Source organism: Variovorax sp. OV329 (assembly GCF_900114785.1).
GTDB lineage: Bacteria > Pseudomonadota > Gammaproteobacteria > Burkholderiales > Burkholderiaceae_C > Variovorax.
The window spans coordinates 13,735-32,474 of record NZ_FOUG01000005.1 but is presented as its reverse complement, the minus strand read 5'-3'; the positions used below and the strand labels follow the sequence as shown (position 1 = coordinate 32,474).

At 68.3% G+C, this 18,740-nt stretch carries 21 protein-coding genes; 16 read left to right on the top strand and 5 right to left on the bottom strand.

Going from position 1 to position 18,740, the window contains the following annotated elements; all coding sequences use genetic code 11:
- Positions 1–13 precede the first annotated feature (13 nt).
- The 12 genes from hisS (at position 14) to BM345_RS09685 (ending at position 11,940) form a co-directional block, all read left to right on the top strand.
- Positions 14–1,294 (top strand): histidine--tRNA ligase, encoded by a 1,281-nt coding sequence (gene hisS, locus BM345_RS09740; protein WP_254789689.1) that lies wholly within the window; start codon positions 14–16, stop codon positions 1,292–1,294.
- A 6-nt stretch (positions 1,295–1,300) separates the two neighbouring features.
- Entirely contained in the window at positions 1,301–1,978 is a 678-nt protein-coding gene (locus BM345_RS09735) for a YfgM family protein (protein WP_093378543.1), read from the top strand.
- A gap of 26 nt (positions 1,979–2,004) precedes the next feature.
- Positions 2,005–3,156 carry an outer membrane protein assembly factor BamB gene (gene bamB / locus BM345_RS09730; RefSeq protein ID WP_093378540.1) on the top strand — a complete coding sequence of 384 codons (1,152 nt, stop codon included), beginning with the start codon at positions 2,005–2,007 and terminating at the stop codon, positions 3,154–3,156.
- A gap of 35 nt (positions 3,157–3,191) precedes the next feature.
- On the top strand, positions 3,192–4,535 hold the full coding sequence (gene der / locus BM345_RS09725) for a ribosome biogenesis GTPase Der (protein ID WP_093378538.1): 1,344 nt from the start codon (positions 3,192–3,194) through the stop codon (positions 4,533–4,535).
- A 135-nt stretch (positions 4,536–4,670) separates the two neighbouring features.
- On the top strand, positions 4,671–4,934 hold the full coding sequence (gene hfq, locus BM345_RS09720; protein WP_175544960.1) for an RNA chaperone Hfq: 264 nt from the start codon (positions 4,671–4,673) through the stop codon (positions 4,932–4,934).
- A gap of 62 nt (positions 4,935–4,996) precedes the next feature.
- Positions 4,997–6,169 carry a GTPase HflX gene (hflX, locus tag BM345_RS09715; protein WP_093378532.1) on the top strand — a complete coding sequence of 391 codons (1,173 nt, stop codon included), beginning with the start codon at positions 4,997–4,999 and terminating at the stop codon, positions 6,167–6,169.
- An 85-nt stretch (positions 6,170–6,254) separates the two neighbouring features.
- Entirely contained in the window at positions 6,255–7,592 is a 1,338-nt protein-coding gene (hflK, locus tag BM345_RS09710) for an FtsH protease activity modulator HflK (RefSeq protein ID WP_093378529.1), read from the top strand.
- A gap of 29 nt (positions 7,593–7,621) precedes the next feature.
- On the top strand, positions 7,622–8,527 hold the full coding sequence (gene hflC / locus BM345_RS09705) for a protease modulator HflC (RefSeq protein ID WP_093378526.1): 906 nt from the start codon (positions 7,622–7,624) through the stop codon (positions 8,525–8,527).
- A gap of 34 nt (positions 8,528–8,561) precedes the next feature.
- Positions 8,562–8,750 (top strand): DUF2065 domain-containing protein, encoded by a 189-nt coding sequence (locus BM345_RS09700; protein WP_093378524.1) that lies wholly within the window; start codon positions 8,562–8,564, stop codon positions 8,748–8,750.
- Positions 8,751–8,862: 112 nt separating this feature from the next.
- Positions 8,863–10,014, top strand: coding sequence for an ATP phosphoribosyltransferase regulatory subunit (locus BM345_RS09695; RefSeq protein WP_093378521.1), 1,152 nt, complete (start codon positions 8,863–8,865; stop codon positions 10,012–10,014).
- A 26-nt stretch (positions 10,015–10,040) separates the two neighbouring features.
- Positions 10,041–11,372, top strand: a complete 1,332-nt coding sequence (locus tag BM345_RS09690) for an adenylosuccinate synthase (RefSeq protein ID WP_093378519.1) — start codon at positions 10,041–10,043, stop codon at positions 11,370–11,372.
- A gap of 43 nt (positions 11,373–11,415) precedes the next feature.
- On the top strand, positions 11,416–11,940 hold the full coding sequence (locus tag BM345_RS09685; protein ID WP_093378515.1) for a phosphoribosyltransferase: 525 nt from the start codon (positions 11,416–11,418) through the stop codon (positions 11,938–11,940).
- A 66-nt stretch (positions 11,941–12,006) separates the two neighbouring features.
- On the opposite strand, the gene BM345_RS09680 is transcribed toward BM345_RS09685, so the two are convergent.
- Both BM345_RS09680 and BM345_RS09675 read right to left on the bottom strand, forming a co-directional pair.
- Positions 12,007–12,447: a VOC family protein gene (locus BM345_RS09680; protein WP_093378513.1), complete on the bottom strand. Its 441-nt coding sequence runs from the start codon at positions 12,445–12,447 to the stop codon at positions 12,007–12,009.
- A 90-nt stretch (positions 12,448–12,537) separates the two neighbouring features.
- The gene (locus BM345_RS09675; RefSeq protein ID WP_093378510.1) at positions 12,538–13,365 is read right to left on the bottom strand and encodes a helix-turn-helix domain-containing protein; all 828 of its coding nucleotides are present in this window, start codon (positions 13,363–13,365) and stop codon (positions 12,538–12,540) included.
- Positions 13,366–13,398: 33 nt separating this feature from the next.
- Between BM345_RS09675 and BM345_RS09670 the strand changes: the two genes are divergently transcribed.
- On the top strand, positions 13,399–14,604 hold the full coding sequence (locus BM345_RS09670) for a PLP-dependent transferase (RefSeq protein WP_093378508.1): 1,206 nt from the start codon (positions 13,399–13,401) through the stop codon (positions 14,602–14,604).
- A gap of 91 nt (positions 14,605–14,695) precedes the next feature.
- Positions 14,696–14,896: a hypothetical protein gene (locus tag BM345_RS09665; protein ID WP_093378505.1), complete on the top strand. Its 201-nt coding sequence runs from the start codon at positions 14,696–14,698 to the stop codon at positions 14,894–14,896.
- Positions 14,897–14,927: 31 nt separating this feature from the next.
- Here BM345_RS09665 and BM345_RS09660 read toward each other — a convergent pair whose 3' ends face one another.
- The gene (locus tag BM345_RS09660; protein ID WP_093378502.1) at positions 14,928–15,605 is read right to left on the bottom strand and encodes an arylesterase; all 678 of its coding nucleotides are present in this window, start codon (positions 15,603–15,605) and stop codon (positions 14,928–14,930) included.
- On the opposite strand from BM345_RS09660, the gene BM345_RS09655 reads away from it, so the two are divergent.
- Positions 15,604–16,326: an ABC transporter ATP-binding protein gene (locus tag BM345_RS09655; RefSeq protein ID WP_093378500.1), complete on the top strand. Its 723-nt coding sequence runs from the start codon at positions 15,604–15,606 to the stop codon at positions 16,324–16,326. The two genes, BM345_RS09660 and BM345_RS09655, sit on opposite strands and share 2 nt — an antisense overlap.
- Before the next feature lie 146 nt (positions 16,327–16,472).
- Positions 16,473–17,234 (top strand): 23S rRNA (guanosine(2251)-2'-O)-methyltransferase RlmB, encoded by a 762-nt coding sequence (rlmB, locus tag BM345_RS09650; RefSeq protein ID WP_093378497.1) that lies wholly within the window; start codon positions 16,473–16,475, stop codon positions 17,232–17,234.
- Here the strand turns inward: rlmB and BM345_RS09645 are convergent.
- Both BM345_RS09645 and BM345_RS09640 read right to left on the bottom strand, forming a co-directional pair.
- Positions 17,221–17,697, bottom strand: coding sequence for a DUF3237 domain-containing protein (locus BM345_RS09645; protein WP_093378495.1), 477 nt, complete (start codon positions 17,695–17,697; stop codon positions 17,221–17,223). The two genes, rlmB and BM345_RS09645, sit on opposite strands and share 14 nt — an antisense overlap.
- A gap of 69 nt (positions 17,698–17,766) precedes the next feature.
- A complete protein-coding gene (locus BM345_RS09640) occupies positions 17,767–18,732 on the bottom strand; it encodes an aldo/keto reductase (protein ID WP_093378492.1) in 966 nt (321 codons plus the stop codon).
- Positions 18,733–18,740 lie beyond the last annotated feature (8 nt).

Sequence of the window (18,740 nt, the reverse complement as noted above, 5' to 3'; positions counted from 1 at the left end):
GGCCGTGAAGGGCATGAACGACCTGCTGCCGCCGGAGTCGGCGCGCTGGGAATGGCTGGAGGCCACGGTGCGCGAGCAGATGGCGCGCTTTGCCTTCCGCGACATCCGCACGCCCATCCTGGAGCACACCGCGCTCTTCGTGCGCGGCATCGGCGAGGTGACCGACATCGTCGAGAAGGAGATGTACTCCTTCGAGGACCGCTCCGACAAGCACGGCCAGGCCGAGCACCTGACGATGCGCCCCGAGGGCACGGCCGCCGTCGCGCGTGCGGTCATCGAGAACAACCTGCTGTACGACGGCGGCAAGCGCCTGTTCTACATGGGCCCCATGTTCCGCCGCGAGAAGCCGCAGCGTGGCCGCTACCGCCAGTTCCACCAGGTCGGCGTCGAGTGCCTGGGTTTCGCCGGGCCCGAGGCGGATGCCGAGGTGATCCTGCTGGCCGCTGCGCTGTGGAAGGCCATCGGCCTGACGGACGTGCGTCTCGAACTCAACACCCTGGGCCAGCCGGACGAACGCGCGAAGCACCGTGCACGACTGATCGCGCACTTCGAGAAGCACGCCGACAAGCTCGACGAGGAAGCCCGCCGGCGCCTGCACACGAACCCGCTGCGCATCCTGGACACCAAGAACCCCGCGATGCGCGACGTGGTCGAGTCGGCCCCGCGCCTGCTGGACTTCCTGGGCGCCGAATCCCTGGCGCACTTCGACGGCCTCAAGGCCATCCTGGATGCGAACAGCGTGGCCTACACCATCAACCCGCGCCTGGTGCGCGGGCTGGACTACTACAACCTCACGGCCTTCGAATTCGTGACCGACCGGCTGGGCTCGCAGGGCACGGTGTGCGGCGGCGGCCGCTACGACGACCTGTTCGTGCAGATCGGCGGCAAGCCCACCCCGGCCGTCGGCTGGGCCCTGGGCGTGGAGCGCGTCCTCGAGTTGCTGAAGGAGCAGGGGGGCCAGGTTCCGGTGCCGGTGCTTCACGCCTATGCCGTAGTGCCCGACGCGGCCGCCATGCCGGTGGTGCTGCGCACGCTGCAGCAACTGCGCGAGCAGGGCGTGCGGGTGCAGATGCATGCCAGCAGCGCCGACGGCCTGGGCAGCTTCAAGTCGCAGTTCAAGAAGGCCGACGCCAGCGGCGCAGCCTTCGCCCTCGTCTTCGGTGCCGACGAACTGGCGCGCGGCGAAGTCGCGCTGAAGTCGCTGCGCGACGGCCAGGGCGAGCAGAGCGCGCACCCGTTGGCGGAACTTGCGGCTCTCGCGGCCCACCTACAATCTTCGGCTCCCAAGGACTGACTGCGCATGGCAACCCATCTCGATCTCGAAGAACAGGAACAGCTCGACCAGCTGAAGCATTTCTGGAACACCTACGGCACGCTGATCACCACCGTGATCGTCGTGCTGGCCCTGGCCTTCGCCAGCTGGAACGGCTGGCAGTACTGGCAGCGCAGCAAGGCGGCGGGTGCTGCGGCGCTCTACGACGAGCTGCAGCGTGGCGCTGAAGCCGGCGACACCGCACGCGTCGAGCGCGCGCTGGCCGACATGAAGGACAAGTTCGGCGGCACCGCCTATGCGCAGCAGGCCGGCCTGCTGGCCGCCAAGGCGCTGCACGACAAGGGCAGTGTCGATGCGTCGCGTGCGGCGCTCACGTGGGTGGCCGAGAAGGCTTCCGACCCTGGCTACCAAGCGATCGCGCGCCTGCGCCTCGCGGGTGAACTGATGGACAGCAAGTCCTACGACGAGGCCCTCAAGCAACTGGCCGTGGCCGTGCCCAAGGAATTCGAAGCCCTGGTGGCCGATCGCAAGGGCGACATCTACCTGGCGCAGGGCAAGCGCGACGAGGCCAAGGCCGCCTACCAGCAGGCCTGGAGCGGCTTCGAAGCCGGCTCGGACTACCGCCGCCTGGTGGAGATCAAGCTCAACGCGGTGGGCGTGGACCCGCAGACGCTGGGCAAGGCCGCGGTCGCGTCGGCCAAGTGAGCACAAGAAATCCAAGGTCTCGCAACATGAAATTCAAGCGTTTCGTGCCGTCCGGTGGCACGCGCCTGCTTCGCGGCGCGGCCGTGGCGGCATCGATCGTCGTTCTGGCTGCGTGCTCAGGCACGGCCAAGCCCAAGCCGGCAGAGATGCCGGCCAAGGTCGAGGTCCTGGGCGTGCGCAAGGCCTGGAACATCCAGATCCCGCAGGTCAACTTCCCCCTGGTGGCCAACGTCGCGAACGACGTGGTCACGGTGGCCGGGTCCGACGGCACGGTGGTGGCCATCGATGCCCGCAACGGGACCGAGATGTGGCGTGGCAAGGCCGGCGCGCCGCTGACGGCCGGTGTCGGCAGCGACGGCACGATTGCCGCCGTCGTCACGGAGGAAAACAACCTGGTGGCCCTTCAAGGCGGCAAGGTGCTGTGGACGCAGCGTCTGAGCGCCGAGACCTTCACGCCGCCGCTGGTGTCGGGCCGCCGCGTGTTCGTGCAGACCGCCGACCGCTCCACCATCGCCTTCGACGGCCAGAGCGGCCGCCGCCTGTGGACGCAGACTCGCAACACCGGCGACAACCTGGTGCTCAAACGGCCGGGCGTGCTGCTGGGCCTGGGCGACACCCTGGTCGCCGGCGTGAGCGGCCGCCTGGTGGGCATCAACCCCGCCAACGGTTCCTCGCGCTGGGAGGCGCCCATCGCCTCGCCGCGCGGCACCAACGACGTCGAGCGCCTGGTGGACCTGACCGGCACCGTGAGCCGCGTGGACAACATCCTGTGCGCCCGCGCCTATTACGCCAGCATCGGCTGCGTGGACACCAGCCGCGGCGTGCTGACCTGGACCAAGCCTGCCCAGGGCTCGGACGGCCTGAGCGGCGACGACCGTGCCGTGTACGGCACCGAATCCAACGGCGTGATCAACGCCTGGCGCCGCAGCGACGGCGAGCGCGTCTGGAGCGTTGACGCCTACAAGTTCCGCACCCTGACCGCACCGCTGGCCGTGGGCCGCACGGTCATCGTGGGGGAGGGCACGGGCCAACTGCTGTTCCTGAACCGCGAAGATGGCACTGCGCTCAACCGCGTGTCGCCTGACGCCTCGGCCATCGCGGCCGATCCGGTGATGGCCGCCAACACGGTGGTGGTGGTCACCCGCAAGGGTGGCGTTTTCGGCTACCGGCCTGAGTAAGGCGGTTGCCCCGACCTGAGGACAAGAAGAACAACATGAAACCGGTGATCGCCCTGGTCGGGCGCCCCAACGTGGGCAAATCGACGCTCTTCAACCGCCTCACGCAGACGCGTGACGCCATCGTGGCCGACTTCGCCGGCCTCACCCGCGACCGCCATTACGGCAACGGCCGCGCCGGCAAGCACGAGTACATCGTGATCGATACCGGTGGCTTCGAGCCTGACGCCGGCAGCGGCATCTTCAGCGAGATGGCCAAGCAGACCCGCCAGGCCGTGGCCGAGGCGGACGTGGTGATCTTCGTGGTGGATGCGCGCGACGGCCTCTCGGCGCAGGACCACGACATCGCCACCGAGTTGCGCCGCCTGGGCAAGCCCTGCCTGCTGGCGGCCAACAAGGCCGAGGGCATGAAGAGCGGCGCAAAGCTGGTCGACTTCTACGAGTTGGGCTTCGGCGAGGTGCATGCCATTTCCGCCGCGCACGGCCAGGGCATCCGCGACCTGGTCGACCTGGCGCTGGAACCGCTGAACCTGTCCGAGCCCGAGGAAGAGGACGAGGAAGACGCCGCCACCAAGCCCATCCGCCTGACCGTGGCGGGCCGGCCGAACGTGGGCAAGTCCACCCTCATCAACACCTGGCTGGGTGAAGAACGCCTGGTGGCCTTCGACATGCCGGGCACCACGCGCGACGCGATCTCGGTGCCCTTCGAGCGCAACGGCCAGCGCTTCGAGCTGATTGACACCGCCGGCCTGCGCCGCAAGGGCAAGGTGTTCGAGGCGATCGAGAAGTTCTCGGTGGTCAAGACGCTGCAGGCTATCGAGTCGGCCAACGTGGTGCTGCTGCTGCTCGACGCCACCCAGGGCGTGACCGATCAGGACGCGCACATCGCCGGCTACATCCTTGAAAGCGGCCGCGCCGTCGTGATCGCGATCAACAAGTGGGACGCGGTGGACAGCTACCAGCGCGAGCAGCTGCACCGGCAGATCGAGACCCGCCTGGCCTTCCTGAAGTACGCCTCGCTGCACTTCATCTCGGCCAAGAAGCGCCAGGGCCTGGGCCCGCTGTGGCAGGCCATCGCGCAGGCGCACAAGTCGGCCACGCGCAAGATGTCCACTCCGGTGCTCACCCGGCTGCTGCTCGAGGCGATCCAGTTCCAGGCGCCCAAGAAGAGCGGCATGTACCGCCCCAAGATGCGCTACGCGCACCAGGGGGGCATGAACCCCCCGGTGATCGTGATCCATGGCAATTCGCTCGAGCACGTCACCGATGCTTACAAGCGGTTCCTGGAAGGGCGCTTCCGCAAGGAATTCGACCTGGTCGGCACGCCCTTGCGCATCGAGTTCAAGACCTCCCAGAATCCCTTCGCAGGCAAGGACGACTAGCGGCGGGCCTGGCGACGTGCGGGCGCAAGTGCGAAGGTTCCGCGCGATGAGTGACTTTATTTTTCGAAGGCCTTTGGGAAGGTCTGCTGCACCGCGGAAACCCTGTGTTAAGGTTGCCCGTCCAACAACAACCTCTTGAACACGGAGAATATCGTGAGCAACAAAGGGCAGCTTCTTCAAGACCCATTCCTGAACACCTTGCGCCGTGAACACGTGCCGGTGTCGATCTATCTGGTCAACGGCATCAAGCTGCAAGGCCAGATCGAGTCCTTCGACCAGTACGTCGTCCTCCTGCGCAACACGGTGACTCAGATGGTCTACAAGCACGCAATCTCCACCATCGTGCCAGGGCGCGCGGTCAACTTCTCGGCCAACGAGAGCGACGACGCGGCCGCCTGACCGGCACGGCGCGGCGCCCTCGCAAAAAGGGGCGCCGCGTTCTTTGAACGGTCTTACCCCGCTTGTCTGAAAACACACCTCAACAAGAAGGCGCCGCGATCCTCGTCGGCGTCGATTTCGGTCTCCCGCATTTCGACAGCGAGCTCGAAGAATTGGGCTTGCTCGCCCAGACCGCCGGCCTGACGCCGGCGGAGCGGCTCACCTGCAAGCGCAAGGCACCCGACGCCGCCCTGTTCGTGGGCAGTGGCAAGGCGGACGAGATCCGCGAGCTGGCCCAGATGCACGGCGCCAGCGAAGTCATCTTCGACCAGGCCCTGAGCCCCGCCCAGCAGCGCAACCTCGAGCGGGCCATCGGCGTGGCCGTCTACGACCGCACCTTCCTCATCCTGGAGATCTTCGCGCAGCGAGCGCGAAGCCACGAGGGCAAGCTGCAGGTCGAACTGGCGCGCCTTCAGTACCTCAGCACCCGCCTCGTGCGACGGTGGTCCCACCTGGAGCGCCAGCGCGGCGGCATCGGCACCCGCGGCGGTCCTGGCGAAACCCAGATCGAGCTGGACCGCCGGATGATCAACGAGGCCATCAAGCGCACGCGCGAGCGCCTGCTCAAGGTGCAGCGCCAGCGCGGCACCCAGCGGCGCCGGCGCGAGCGCCACGGCACCTTCAAGATCTCGCTGGTGGGCTACACCAACGCCGGGAAGTCCTCGCTGTTCAATGCCATGGTGAAGGCCCGCGCCTATGCGGCCGACCAGCTCTTCGCCACCCTGGACACCACCACGCGCCACCTGTACCTGGGCGAGGAAGCGGGGCAGGCATCGATCTCCGACACGGTGGGCTTCATCCGCGAGCTGCCGCACGGCCTGGTCGACGCCTTCAAGGCCACGCTGCAGGAGGCGGTGGACGCCGACCTGCTGCTGCACGTGGTGGATGCTTCCAACCCGCATCATCCCGAGCAGATGGCCGAGGTGCAGAGCGTGCTGCAGGAAATCGGCGCGGGGGCCATCCCGCAGCTGCTGGTCTTCAACAAGCTCGACGCCATCGATCCCGCCCAGCGCCCGGTGCGCCCGGCCGATTCGGTGGAGGTCGACGGCACCCAGGTCGAGCGCGTCTTCCTCAGTGCCCGTACCGGCGAGGGCCTGCCGGCGCTGCGCGAGCGGCTGGCCGAGCGCGCCCGGGCCGGCTCGCAGGCGGCGATGCCCCTTGCGGACACTGCGCCTTTGCATGGGGCCGTTCATTGATTGGCACAATCGGCGCCACTGAAATTCCTCAAGAGAAGAAAAGAAGCGAATGATTGCAAAGCCACTGTGGGGTCGTTTCCGCGGCATGTTCAATCTGAACGATGGCCGCTGGGGCCGCGGTGACGAGGGCGGCTCCGAGGGAGACCGCCCCGCCGGCCAACGGCCCGATGAGCCTCCGGGTCGTCCTCCCGCGCAGCCGGAGCGCCCGCGCGGCCAGGGCTCCAACCAGGGTCCGCCCGACCTGGACGAACTCTGGCGCGATTTCAACCGCAAGCTGGGCGGCCTGTTCGGCGGCGGCCGCGGCGGAAACCAGCAGCCCTCGGGCGGCAATGGCGGCAACGGCGGCTTCAAGCCCGACATGAAGAACGCGGGCTTCGGCCTGGGCCTGGTGGCCGTGGTGGCCCTGCTGATCTGGCTGGGCACGGGCTTCTTCATCGTGCAGGAAGGCTCGCAGGCGGTCATCACCCAGTTCGGCCGCTACAAGACCACCGTGGGTGCCGGCTTCAACTGGCGCCTGCCGTACCCCATCCAGCGCCACGAGATCGTGGTGGTGACTCAGATCCGATCGACCGACGTGGGCCGCGACAGCATCGTGCGTTCCACCGGCCTGCGCGAGTCGGCCATGCTCACCGAGGACGAGAACATCGTCGAGATCAAGTTCGCCGTGCAGTACCGCCTGAGCGACGCGCGTGCCTGGCTCTACGAGAGCAAGACGCCCGCCGACACCGTGGTGCAGGTGGCCGAGACCGCCGTGCGCGAGGTGGTGGGCAAGATGCGCATGGACGCCGCCCTGGCCGAGGAGCGCGACCAGATCGCGCCGCGCGTGCGCAACCTGATGCAGAACATCCTCGACCGCTACAAGGTGGGCGTGGAAGTGGTGGGCATCAACCTGCAGCAGGGTGGGGTGCGCCCGCCCGAGCAGGTGCAGGCGGCCTTCGACGACGTGCTCAAGGCCGGCCAGGAGCGCGAGCGCGCCAAGAACGAGGCCCAGGCCTACGCCAACGACGTGGTGCCCCGCGCCACCGGTACCGCCTCGCGCCTGAAGGAAGAGTCCGAAGCCTACAAGGCCCGCATCGTGGCCCAGGCACAGGGTGACGGGCAGCGCTTCGGCCAGGTGCTGGCCGAGTACCAGAAGGCGCCGCAGGTCACGCGCGACCGCATGTACGTGGACGCCATGCAGCAGATCTACAGCAACACCAGCAAGGTGCTGGTCGATTCGAAGCAGGGCTCCAACCTGCTTTACCTGCCGCTGGACAAGCTGATGCAGGCATCGGGCGGCGTGGCAGCGGGCGTGGGTGCCCCAGCCGATGCGCCGCCGGCCAGCGTGGCCGGCACCGCGCCGCCGCAGTCCTCGCTGGTGGCGCCGGGTGGCGGTGATCCGCGGGCACGAGACGGACGCTCGCGCGACCGTGACGCGCGCTGAGGCCACAAGCAGAAGAAGAAAAGCCTGACATGAACAGAATCGGATTCATCGCCACCTCCTTCCTCATCGCACTCATGCTCCTGAGTTCGACGCTCTTCGTGGTCGACCAGCGGCAGTTCGGCGTGGTCTACGCCCTGGGGCAGATCAAGGAAGTCATCACCGAGCCCGGCCTCAACTTCAAGCTGCCGCCGCCGTTCCAGAACGTGTCGTACATCGACAAGCGCCTGCTCACGCTGGCCAGCCTGGACACCGAGCCCATGCTCACGGCCGAAAAGCAGCGCGTGGTCATCGACTGGTACGTGCGCTGGCGCATCACCAACCCGTCGGAGTACATCCGCAACGTCGGCCTGGACGAGAACGCAGGCGCCAACCAGCTCAACCGGGTGGTGCGCAACGCCTTCCAGGAGAACATCAACAAGCGCACCGTGCGCGACCTGATCTCCGTGCGCCGCGAAGAGTTGATGAACGACGTCAAGCGCGAAGTGCTCGCCCAGGTCAAGGGTGCCAAGCCCTGGGGCATCGACGTCGTCGACGTGCGCATCACGCGCGTGGACTACGTGGAGGCCATCACCGAATCGGTCTATCGCCGCATGGAGGCCGAGCGCAAGCGCGTGGCGAATGAGTTGCGCTCGACCGGTATCGCAGAGGGCGAGAAGATCCGCGCCGACGCCGACCGCCAGCGCGAGGTGATCGTGGCCAACGCCTACCGCGATGCGCAGGTCGTCAAGGGCCAGGGCGACGCGCAGGCCGCCGGCATCTATGCCGACGCCTTCGGCCGCGACGCTCAGTTCGCCCAGTTCTACCGCAGTCTCGAGGCCTACAAGCAGAGCTTCAACAAGAAGAGCGACGTGATGGTGCTGGACCCGTCCAACAGCGACTTCTTCCGGGCCATGCAGGGCTCGGGCTCGAGCACGACCCCGGCGCCGCGTCGCTGAGGGCCGCGTTTTCCAGTCCCAGGGCTGAACCGGCGTGAGCAGCGATGTCTTCTGGAGCGCGCTGGCCATGGTGCTGGTGATCGAAGGGCTGCTGCCCTTTCTTTCTCCGGGCAGCTGGCGGCGCGGCTTCTCGCAACTGCTGCAGCTGCGCGACGGTCAGCTGCGCTTCTTCGGCCTGTGCAGCATCGTCTTTGGATTGCTGCTTCTCTGGCTCATCGGCTAGGCGAAGCGGCACGCCGCTTCGCGGGACTTGTGCGGCGCTTCGCCGGCAGGTGTAACGAGGCCTGTAAAATCCCTGTTTTAACAGCCCGGGACATTTGTTCCTCTGCCTCCACATGTCTGCCTGGGTACTCCCGGACCACATTGCCGATGTGCTGCCTTCCGAGGCCCGCCACATCGAGGAAGTCCGACGCCAGCTCCTCGATACCGCCCGCGGCTACGGCTACGAGCTGGTGATGCCGCCCCTGCTGGAGCACCTGGAGTCGCTGCTCTCGGGCACCGGCGAGGCGCTCGACCTGCAGACCTTCAAGCTGGTCGACCAGCTGTCCGGCCGCTCGATGGGCCTGCGGGCCGACACCACGCCCCAGGTGGCGCGCATCGACGCCCACCTGCTCAATCGCCAGGGCGTGGCCCGTCTGTGCTACTGCGGCCCGGTGCTGCACACCCGGCCTGACCGCCCGCATGCCACCCGCGAGCCGCTGCAATTCGGCGCCGAGATCTACGGCCATGCCGGCATCGAGGCCGACATCGAGACCCTGCGCCTGGCGCTGGACTGCCTGCAGGCCGCCGGCGTGCAAGGTGGCGCGGTGGTCGACCTGGCCGATGCCCGCATCGTGCGTGCGCTCCTGGCGGGCGCAACGCAGGACGCCGCTGTGGCAGCCCGCGTTCATGCGGCCCTGGCTGCCAAGGATGCGAGCGAATTGGCCAGGCTCACGAAGGATTTTCCCGCCGCCTCGCGCGAGGGCCTGCTGGCCCTGGTGCAGCTCTTCGGCGACGCCACGGTGCTGGACGAGGCGCACAAGGCGCTGGGCAGCGTGCCCGGCGTGGAGCACGCCCTGTCGGAGATGCGCCTGATGGCCCGCTACCTGGAAGGTGCGAGCCTGAGCTTCGATCTGGCCGACCTGCGCGGCTATGCCTACTACAGCGGCATGCGCTTCGGCATCTACGTGCCCGGCGCGGCCGATGCGCTGGTGCGCGGCGGCCGCTACGACGAGGTCGGTGCCGTCTTCGGCCGCAACCGGCCCGCCGTCGGCTTCAGCCTGGACGTGCGCGAGCTGGTCGGCGTCCTGCCGGCGCGCCCGCTGCGCGCCGCGGTGCGCGCCCCCTGGCGCGACGCTGCCGGCCTGCGCGCCGCCATCGCCCAACTGCGTGCGCAGGGCGAGACCGTGGTCTGCGTGCTGCCGGGCCACGACAGCGAAATCGACGAATTCCATTGCGACCGCGAGCTCATCGAGCAGGACGGCCAATGGCGCGTGAAACCCATCTGAATCTGAATCAGGCAATTGGAATGACTATGAGCGCAACCACCGGAAGAAACGTGGTCGTCGTCGGCACCCAGTGGGGCGACGAAGGCAAGGGCAAGCTGGTCGACTGGCTGACGGAGAGCGCCCAGGGCGTGGTCCGCTTCCAGGGCGGCCACAACGCGGGGCACACCCTGGTGATCAACGGCGTGAAGACCGCGCTGCACCTGATCCCCAGCGGCATCATGCGCCCCGGCGTGAAGTGCTACATCGGCAACGGCGTGGTGCTGTCGGCCGCCAAGCTCTTCGAGGAGATCGAGGGGCTGGAGAAGGTCGGCGTGGAGGTGCGCTCGCGCCTTCGCATCAGCGAGGCCTGCCCGCTGATCCTGCCCTTCCACGCCGCGTTGGACATCGCCCGCGAGGCCTACCGCGAGAAGGGCGGCGTCGCCAAGATCGGCACCACCGGCCGCGGCATCGGCCCCGCCTACGAGGACAAGATCGCCCGCCGCGCGCTGCGCGTGCAGGACCTCAAGCACCCCGAGCGCTTCGCCCAGAAGCTGCGCGTGCTGCTGGACCTGCACAACCACGTGCTGGTGGAAGTGCTGGGCGCCGAGGCGATCGACTTCGACACCGTCTACAACGAGGCGATGATCCACGCCGAGCTGCTCAAGCCCATGATGGCCGACGTCTCGCGCGAGCTGAACGAATCCAACCGCGACGGCGCCAACCTGCTGTTCGAGGGCGCGCAGGGCACGCTGCTGGACGTGGACCACGGCACCTACCCCTACGTCACCTCCAGCAACTGCGTGGCCGGCAACGCGGCTGCGGGCGCGGGCGTGGGCCCGGGCATGCTGCACTACATCCTGGGCATCACCAAGGCCTACTGCACCCGCGTGGGCGGCGGTCCGTTCCCCACCGAGCTCGACTGGGAAACGCCCGGCACCGTGGGCTACCACCTCTCCACGGTGGGCGCCGAACGGGGCGTGACCACAGGCCGCAGCCGCCGCTGCGGCTGGTTCGACGCGGCGCTGCTCAAGCGCTCGGCGCAGGTCAACGGCCTGTCGGGCCTGTGCATCACCAAGCTGGATGTGCTGGACGGCCTGAAGGAGCTGGAGCTGTGCACCGGCTACATGCTCGACGGCGAGTACACCGACATCCTGCCCATGGGCGCCGACGAGATCGAGCGCTGCACCCCCGTCTACGAGACGCTGGAAGGCTGGAGCGACAGCACCGTGGGCGTGACGCAGTTCGAGAAGCTGCCAGTGAACGCGCGCCTTTACCTGCAGCGCATCGAGCAGGTGACCGGCGTGCCCATCCACTTGGTGTCGACCAGCCCGGATCGGGATCACACCATCATGATGCGCCACCCCTATCTGGCAGACTGAGTCAGCCGCCCCGAGCAGAAACCCCACCTGGAGTCCCACCAACATGTTGACCGAAGACGGCAAGCACCTCTACGTTAGCCACGACGAATACAACAACCTGATCGAGAAGCTCGCCATCAAGGTGCACCAATCGGGCTGGGAGTTCGACAACATCCTGTGCCTGGCGCGCGGCGGCATGCGTCCGGGCGATGTGCTCTCGCGCATCTTCGACAAGCCGCTGGCCATCATGTCCACCAGCTCCTACCGCGCCGAGGCCGGCACGGTGCAGGGCCACCTGGACATCGCCCACTACATCACCACGCCCAAGGGCGAGATCGCCGGGCGCGTGCTGCTGGTGGACGACCTGGCCGATTCGGGCCACACGCTCAACGCCGTGGTCGAGTTGCTGCGCACCAAGTACAAGCCCATCACCGAGCTGCGCACCGCGGTGCTGTGGACCAAGGGCCTGTCGACCTTCACCGCCGACTACTCGGTGGAAGAGCTGCCCACCAACCCCTGGATCCACCAGCCCTTCGAGTCCTACGACTCGCTGCGCCCGGAGAAGCTGATCGAGAAGTGGTCGGTCTGAGCGCGCATCGCGTGCAAGGCTGAAGAAGGCGCGGCAGGTCCGCGCCTTTTTTCATGGAGCGGCGACTCAGCCGTCGGGGTTCTCGTCGTAGCGCCGCTGCATTTCCTCGGTTGTCACGTCCTCGATGTGATGGCCGACGTTCCAGCGGTGGCCGAAGGGGTCGAAGAAGCTGCCCGAGCGTTCGCCGTAGAAATGGTTGGTCAGCGGCATGTGGAGGGTGGCGCCGCGCGCCAGGGCCCGCTCGACGATCTCGTCGGCGTTGTCCACGTGCAGGTGCACGGTGACGGCGGTGCCGCCCAGGGACTTGGGGCTGCGAATGCCGTATTCCGGAAACTCCTCGCACACCATGAGGATGCTGGTGCCGAATTCCAGCTCCACGTGCCCGAGGCGCCCGCCGGGCTCGGTGAGGCGGAATTTCTCGGTCATGCCGAAGACCTGCGTGTAGAACTCGACGGCCGCCTGGCCGTCGGACACGCAGAGGTAGGGGTACATCTCCTGGGTTGCCATTCGCGCATTCCTTCAAGTGATCGACGGGATGGCGCCATTGTGGGCAGGCGGCCTCCGTGGCGTCTTGTACGAAATTGAACTGGCCGGCGGCTAGCGCGGCACATGCCGTGGGGCGCCGCCCGCGGCCGCAAGCCGCCAGGCCCGCGGCGACAGGCCGGCGATTTCGCCGAACTCGCGCGTCAGGTGCGACTGGTCGGCAAAGCCTGCCTCGTGCGCGATGTCGGCCCAGCCCAGCGCCGGGTCGGCCGCCAGGCCCAGCACGCGGCCCAGGCGATGCACGCGCGCATAGGTCTTCGGCGCCAGGCCGGTGGCGCCGCGAAAGAGGGCGATGAAGCGCTTGTGGCTGTAGCCGCTCAGTGACGCCAGCTCGCGCACGGGCCGTGCGCCCAGGCGCAGCGGCGCCAGCGATTGCGCCACGGCCGGATGCAGTCCGTGCAGGCGGTCGCCCAGGCGCTGCAGCAACAGGGCCTCGAAGACATCGAGGCGCGATTCCAGGCTGGGTGCTTCCTGCAGGCGCTCCAATGCCAGCCCCGCCCGCAAGCCCCACAGCGCGTCCAGGGCAAAGTGTCCGCCGGCCAGGGCGTCTTCCGGTGCACCGAGCAGGGGCAGGGCCACGCCGGGATGCAGGAGCGCGCCCACCGAGGCACAGGGCTGCGAAACGTCGCGCACGTAGAAGCGCTCGCGCGCTCCGCCCACCAGGGCATGGCCCACGCTGTGGCCAGCCGCATCATCTAGTCCGTCGAAAATCCGCAGCTGCGGCCCCGACAGCCGGAACACCAGGTGCATCGCCCCCGTGGGCAGCACATGCTCGCGAGCACCCGGCCGCGGAGCTTCTTCGGGCTCCGGAACGCTCGCCCACAGCATCTGCACGAAAGGGCGCAGGCGGGCCAGGCGAGGGCGTTCGCGTAGGAGCTGCATGGCGGCATTCTGCGCGCGAGCTAGCATCGCGTCATGAGCAAGCCCATCACCCAGCTGATCCACCACCCCTACAAGCCGCCAGAGCGCTTCGGCGCGCCGCAGCCGGGGGTCTACAAGGCCTCCACCGTGTTCTTCGCCGACGTGGCCGCCATGCGGGCACGCGACTGGCGCAGCAAGGCCGGCTACACCTACGGCCTGCACGGCACGCCCACCACCTTCATGCTGGAGGAGCGGCTGGCGGACCTGGAAGACGGCAGCGAATGCCTGCTGGCGCCCAGCGGGCTGGCGGCGATCTCGCTGGTCTCGCTGGCGCTGCTCAAGACCGGCGACGAAGTGCTGATTCCCGACAACGCCTATGGCCCCAACAAGGCACTGGCGGCCGGCGAACTGGCGAACTTCGGCATCACGCACCGCCTGTACGACTCGATGAACCCGGCCGACCTGGCCGAGAAGATCAACGACAGAACCCGCCTGGTGTGGGTGGAGGCGCCCGGCTCGGTGACCATGGAGTTCCCTGACCTGCCTGCGCTGGCGCGCGTGTGCCGCGGGCGCGGCGTGACGAGCGCCCTGGACAACACCTGGGGCACGGGCCTGGCCTTCAAGCCCTTCGACCTGGAAGGCGATGGAGAGGGCGTGGACATCTCGGTGCAGGCCCTGACCAAGTACCCCAGCGGCGGCGGCGACGTGCTGATGGGCAGCGTGGTCACCAAGGACCCGGCGCTGCACCTGAAGATCAAGCTGACCCACATGCGCCTGGGTTTGGGCGTGGGCGTGGACGACGTGCAGGAGGTGATGCGCTCGCTGCCCAGTATCGCGCTGCGCTACCGGGCGCACGACGAATGCGCCCGCGTGCTGGCCCGCTGGCTGGCCCGGCGCGACGAGATCGCCCAGGTGCTGCACCCGGCCCTCGAAGGCTCCCCTGGCCACGAGAACTGGCGTGCGCTGTGCGGCGAGGACGGCGCGGCGGCGGGGCTGTTCTCCGTGGTCTTCGACGAGCGCTATGGCACCGAGCAGATCGACGGCTTCTGCGACGCGCTCAAGCTCTTCAGGCTGGGCTATTCCTGGGGCGGCCCGATCAGCCTGGTGGTGCCCTACGACATCGGCCTGATGCGCGACGCCAAGGTCGCGCCCTGGCCGTACAAGGGCACGCTGGTGCGCTTCTCCATTGGCCTGGAGGCGGTGGAAGACCTGCAGGCCGACCTGGACCAGGCCCTGGCCACCCTGGCCGAGGAGGACTGACGGGGCATGCCGGGCCACAAAAGAGCCGTGGCATAGCGCGTTTCGCTTACATTGTGGGCGTTGCCGTCGATCGGTTTGTCAAGGAGAAGTTGTGGCTACACCCAATTACGGCTACGAGAAGCGCCAGAAGGAACTGGCCAAGAAGCGGAAGAAGGAAGACAAGTTGCGCGAGAAGGCAGAGCGCAAGCTGGGCAGCAGCCCGGGTCTCGCGCCGGACGATCCGGAGACGGACGTGGCCTCTCTGGAGCACGACCCGCCAACCGTTCCGGAGCTGCCCACCAAGAACGGCTGAGCACGGCGCACCACGTGCGCCGCCCTTTGCGTCAAAGAAGTTTCTTCAGCTCCGGCCAGACGTTGTCCAGCATCTTCGTCTGCGCCACCGCCGCCGGATGGATGCGGTCCGCCTGGAACAGGCTGGCCGCATCCGGCACGTCCGCGATGCCCTTGAGCAGGAAGGGCACCAGCGCCGCCTTGTTGGCGTCCGCCACCGCCTTGAACAGCCCCTCGAACTTGCGCGTGTAGTCGCCGCCATAGTTGGGCGGCACCTGCATGCCCACGATGAGCACCTTGGCGCCGGCCGCCTGCGCGGCCTTTGTCATGGCATCGAGGTTGTCCTGCGTGCTCTTCAGGGGCAGTCCCCGCAGTGCATCGTTGCCGCCCAGTTCCAGGATCACCAGCGTGGGCTTGTGCTGCGCCAGCAGGCCGGGCAGGCGCGAGCGTCCGCCCGAGGTGGTGTCGCCGCTGATGCTGGCGTTGACCACCGTGGCCGGGAGGCGCTGCTCGGCGATGCGCTGTTGCAGCAGCGGCACCCAGCCTTCGCCACGCTTGAGGCCGTACTCGGCGCTGAGCGAGTCGCCCACCACCAGGATCACCGCGCCGCGCTTGCCGGCGGGCGCGGTCTGCGCCAGCGCGCCCACAGGCCATACGGTCAATGCCGCGGCTGCGGCGCCGAGCAAGATAAAGTCGCGGCGATCCACCTTCTTCAGCCCATCACCCTTCATGTCGCCTAATCCTTCCGTTGCGGTTCGCTCGAGCGATGACGCCATCGTGGCCGTCGAGCATGTCTTCAAGTCGGTGTCCGATTCCACCGGCACGCTGGACATTCTGCAGGACATCCATTTCACCCTGGGCGCGCGTCAGACGGCGGCCATCGTCGGTGCCTCGGGCTCGGGCAAGAGCACGCTGCTGTCCATCATCGCCGGGCTGGATACGCCCACCCGCGGCACGGTGCGCCTGGCCGGGCAGGACCTGTTCGCCATCGACGAGGACGCCCGGGCCGCGCTGCGCGCGCAGAAGGTGGGTTTCGTGTTCCAGAGCTTCCAGCTGCTGGGCAACCTGACCGCGCTCGAGAACGTGATGCTGCCGTTGGAACTGGCCGACCGCAAGGACGCACGCAAGACCGCCACCGAGATGCTGGGCCGCGTCGGCCTGGGCCAGCGCCTGGCCCATTACCCCAAGGTGCTGTCCGGCGGCGAGCAGCAGCGCGTGGCCCTGGCCCGCGCCTTCGTCGTGCAGCCGGCGCTGCTGCTGGCCGACGAGCCCACCGGCAGCCTGGACTTCGCGACCGGCGAGCAGGTGATGCGCCTCATGTTCGACCTCAACCGCGAATTGGGAACCACGCTCGTGCTGGTGACGCACGACCGCGGCATTGCGGCGCAGTGCGAGAAGCGGGTGACGATCGAAGCCGGGCGGGTGGTCGCTGGCGACGAGATCGAGGTCTAGCTCTGATTTGGCCATCGTCCGTGAGTACCAGGCCCACACCGCGGAACCGGCTTTGCCGGGCCGCAGGTGAGGTCCCCTCCTCGGGAGGTGGCGAACTACACGGAGCGAAGCGCAGTGAGAAGCCGGGAGGCCTTGATAATCAGGGGATGTCTTCCCCCAAAGTGATCTTCGGCTTCCACGCCGTGGGCGTTCGCATCAAGACCGCACCGCAATCGGTGATCGAGGTTCTGTTCGACGCCAGCCGGCGCGATGCGCGCATGAAGCAGTTCATGGCCCGTGCACAGGAGGCCGGTGTGCGCCTCATCGAGGCCGATGGCCTGCGTCTTGCGAAACTGGCCGGCAGCCATGGCCACCAGGGCGTGGCTGCGCGCGTGAATCCCGTCGCCCAGATCCATTCGCTGGACGAATTGCTCGAGTCGCTGGAGGCCGCCGGCACCGTGCCCCTGCTGCTGGTGCTCGACGGCGTGACCGACCCCCACAACCTGGGCGCATGCCTGCGCGTGGCCGACGGCGCCGGTGCGCATGCGGTGATCGCGCCCAAGGACCATGCGGCCGGCATCAACGCCACCGTGGCCAAGGTGGCCAGCGGCGCGGCCGAGACGGTGCCGTACTTCATGGTGACCAACCTGGCGCGCACCATGGGCGAACTGCAGGAGCGCAACATCTGGTGCGTGGGCACCAGCGACGACGCGCCCGGCACGATCTACCAGACCGACCTGAAGCGCCCGGTGGCGCTGGTGCTGGGCGCCGAGGGCGACGGCATGCGCCAGCTCACGCGCAAGCGCTGCGACGAGCTGGTCAGCATCCCGATGGCCGGTGCGGTGGAAAGCCTCAACGTCTCGGTGGCCAGCGGCGTGTGCCTCTACGAGGCGCTGCGCCAGCGCACGGCCGTCGTCAAAGCAGGGTGAAGAAGCGCATCACCACCTGCGCCGGATGCCGCACGCCGGCGCCGACGAAGATGCGCTCGTTCACCCACTTCAGCGCGGCGCTGGAGGTCTCCAGGCTGGGGCTGCAGCGGAAGTAGATGCTGGCCGGGTCCACCGGCTCGCCGCGCAGCAGCCTGGCCATGACCTCGGCCGGCGCGGCTCGCACCGCGCGGTTCTGCACGTAGATGAGGTCACCGGCGTCCGTCTCCAGGCCGTAGCGGGCATCCAGGTGCGAGAGGGTGTCGGAGAGGATCAGCTGGAAGTCGCTGCCGCCGGGCATCACGCGGGCGGTCCAGCCCGTGCCCTGCGCGCTGCCACCCAGGATGGGCACCACGCGGCGCAGGCCCCGCGGGCCCTGGCCCAGCACCTGCGGCGTGCCCACCTCGACCTGCAGGTCGGCGAAGTATTCCAGCCGGGGCGGGGCGAGCGGGTCCGGCGCGCTCATCGGCGTACCTTCGTGCTTCGCACTGCGGTGCGAGCTTGCCTGGGGCGGTCCGGCGCGGCGCTCATGCCTTCAGGCTGCTTTGGTTTCTTCGCTGGCCGCATCCAGCGCGGCGAGCGTGCCTGCGTCCAGCTTCAGCTGGGCGGCGGCCATCAATTCGTTGAGCTGCCCCATCGAGGTGGCGCTGGCGATGGGCGCCGTGATCGAGGGCCTCGCCACCTGCCAGGCGATGGCGATCTGTCCCGGCGTGCAGCCGTACTGCTTGGCGGCCTTGTCCAGCGCGTCCAGGATGCGCAGGCCGCGCGGGTTGAGGTACTTCTCGGTCACGCCGCTGCCGCGCGGGCTCTTGGCCGCATCGGCCGCGCTGCGGTACTTGCCGGTGAGGAAGCCCGAGGCCAGGGCGTAGAAGCTGATGACGCCCACGTCCTCGCGCTCGCACAGCGGCTCCAGCTCGGCCTCGTACACGGCGCGGTCGTACAGGTTGTACAGCGGCTGCAGGCATTCGTAGCGGGGCAGGCCCTCGCGCCTGGACACCGCCAGCGCCTGCGCCAGCCGCGGCGCGCTGTAGTTCGAGGCGCCGATGGCCCGCACCTTGCCGACCTTGATCAGTTCGCCGAAGGCGCCAAGCGTGTCTTCCAGCGGCACGCTGGCGTCGTCGTCATGCGCCTGGTAGAGGTCGATGTAGTCCACCTTCAGCCGCCGCAGCGAGGCGTCGACCGCCTCGCGGATGTACTCGGGCGACAGCCCCACCTTGCGCTCGCCCATGGGCTTGCCCACCTTGGTGGCCAGCACCACGCGCTTGCGCTTGCCGCTCTGACGCAGCCACTTGCCGATGATGGTCTCCGACTCGCCACCGGTGTGCCCTGGCGCCCAGCGCGAGTACACGTCGGCGGTGTCGACGAAGTTGAAGCCGGCGTCGACCCAGGCGTCGAGCAGGCGAAAGCTGGTGGCCTCGTCGACGGTCCAGCCGAACACATTGCCGCCAAAGCACAGCGGCGAGACTTGGAGGCCGGATCGGCCCAGGGGTCGCATGTCCATGAGTCAGT

Coding starts and splice junctions, on each gene's coding strand:
- hisS (WP_254789689.1), top strand. CDS start 14: ATGAACGACCTGCTGCCGCCGGAGTCGGCGCGCTGGGAATGGCTGGAG.
- BM345_RS09670 (WP_093378508.1), top strand. CDS start 13,399: ATGAGCAAGCCCATCACCCAGCTGATCCACCACCCCTACAAGCCGCCA.
- BM345_RS09640 (WP_093378492.1), bottom strand. CDS start 18,732: ATGGACATGCGACCCCTGGGCCGATCCGGCCTCCAAGTCTCGCCGCTG.
- rlmB (WP_093378497.1), top strand. CDS start 16,473: ATGTCTTCCCCCAAAGTGATCTTCGGCTTCCACGCCGTGGGCGTTCGC.
- BM345_RS09680 (WP_093378513.1), bottom strand. CDS start 12,447: ATGGCAACCCAGGAGATGTACCCCTACCTCTGCGTGTCCGACGGCCAG.
- BM345_RS09695 (WP_093378521.1), top strand. CDS start 8,863: ATGTCTGCCTGGGTACTCCCGGACCACATTGCCGATGTGCTGCCTTCC.
- hflK (WP_093378529.1), top strand. CDS start 6,255: ATGTTCAATCTGAACGATGGCCGCTGGGGCCGCGGTGACGAGGGCGGC.
- BM345_RS09655 (WP_093378500.1), top strand. CDS start 15,604: ATGTCGCCTAATCCTTCCGTTGCGGTTCGCTCGAGCGATGACGCCATC.
- bamB (WP_093378540.1), top strand. CDS start 2,005: ATGAAATTCAAGCGTTTCGTGCCGTCCGGTGGCACGCGCCTGCTTCGC.
- BM345_RS09735 (WP_093378543.1), top strand. CDS start 1,301: ATGGCAACCCATCTCGATCTCGAAGAACAGGAACAGCTCGACCAGCTG.
- der (WP_093378538.1), top strand. CDS start 3,192: ATGAAACCGGTGATCGCCCTGGTCGGGCGCCCCAACGTGGGCAAATCG.
- BM345_RS09675 (WP_093378510.1), bottom strand. CDS start 13,365: ATGCAGCTCCTACGCGAACGCCCTCGCCTGGCCCGCCTGCGCCCTTTC.
- BM345_RS09690 (WP_093378519.1), top strand. CDS start 10,041: ATGAGCGCAACCACCGGAAGAAACGTGGTCGTCGTCGGCACCCAGTGG.
- hflC (WP_093378526.1), top strand. CDS start 7,622: ATGAACAGAATCGGATTCATCGCCACCTCCTTCCTCATCGCACTCATG.
- BM345_RS09685 (WP_093378515.1), top strand. CDS start 11,416: ATGTTGACCGAAGACGGCAAGCACCTCTACGTTAGCCACGACGAATAC.
- BM345_RS09660 (WP_093378502.1), bottom strand. CDS start 15,605: ATGAAGGGTGATGGGCTGAAGAAGGTGGATCGCCGCGACTTTATCTTG.
- BM345_RS09645 (WP_093378495.1), bottom strand. CDS start 17,697: ATGAGCGCGCCGGACCCGCTCGCCCCGCCCCGGCTGGAATACTTCGCC.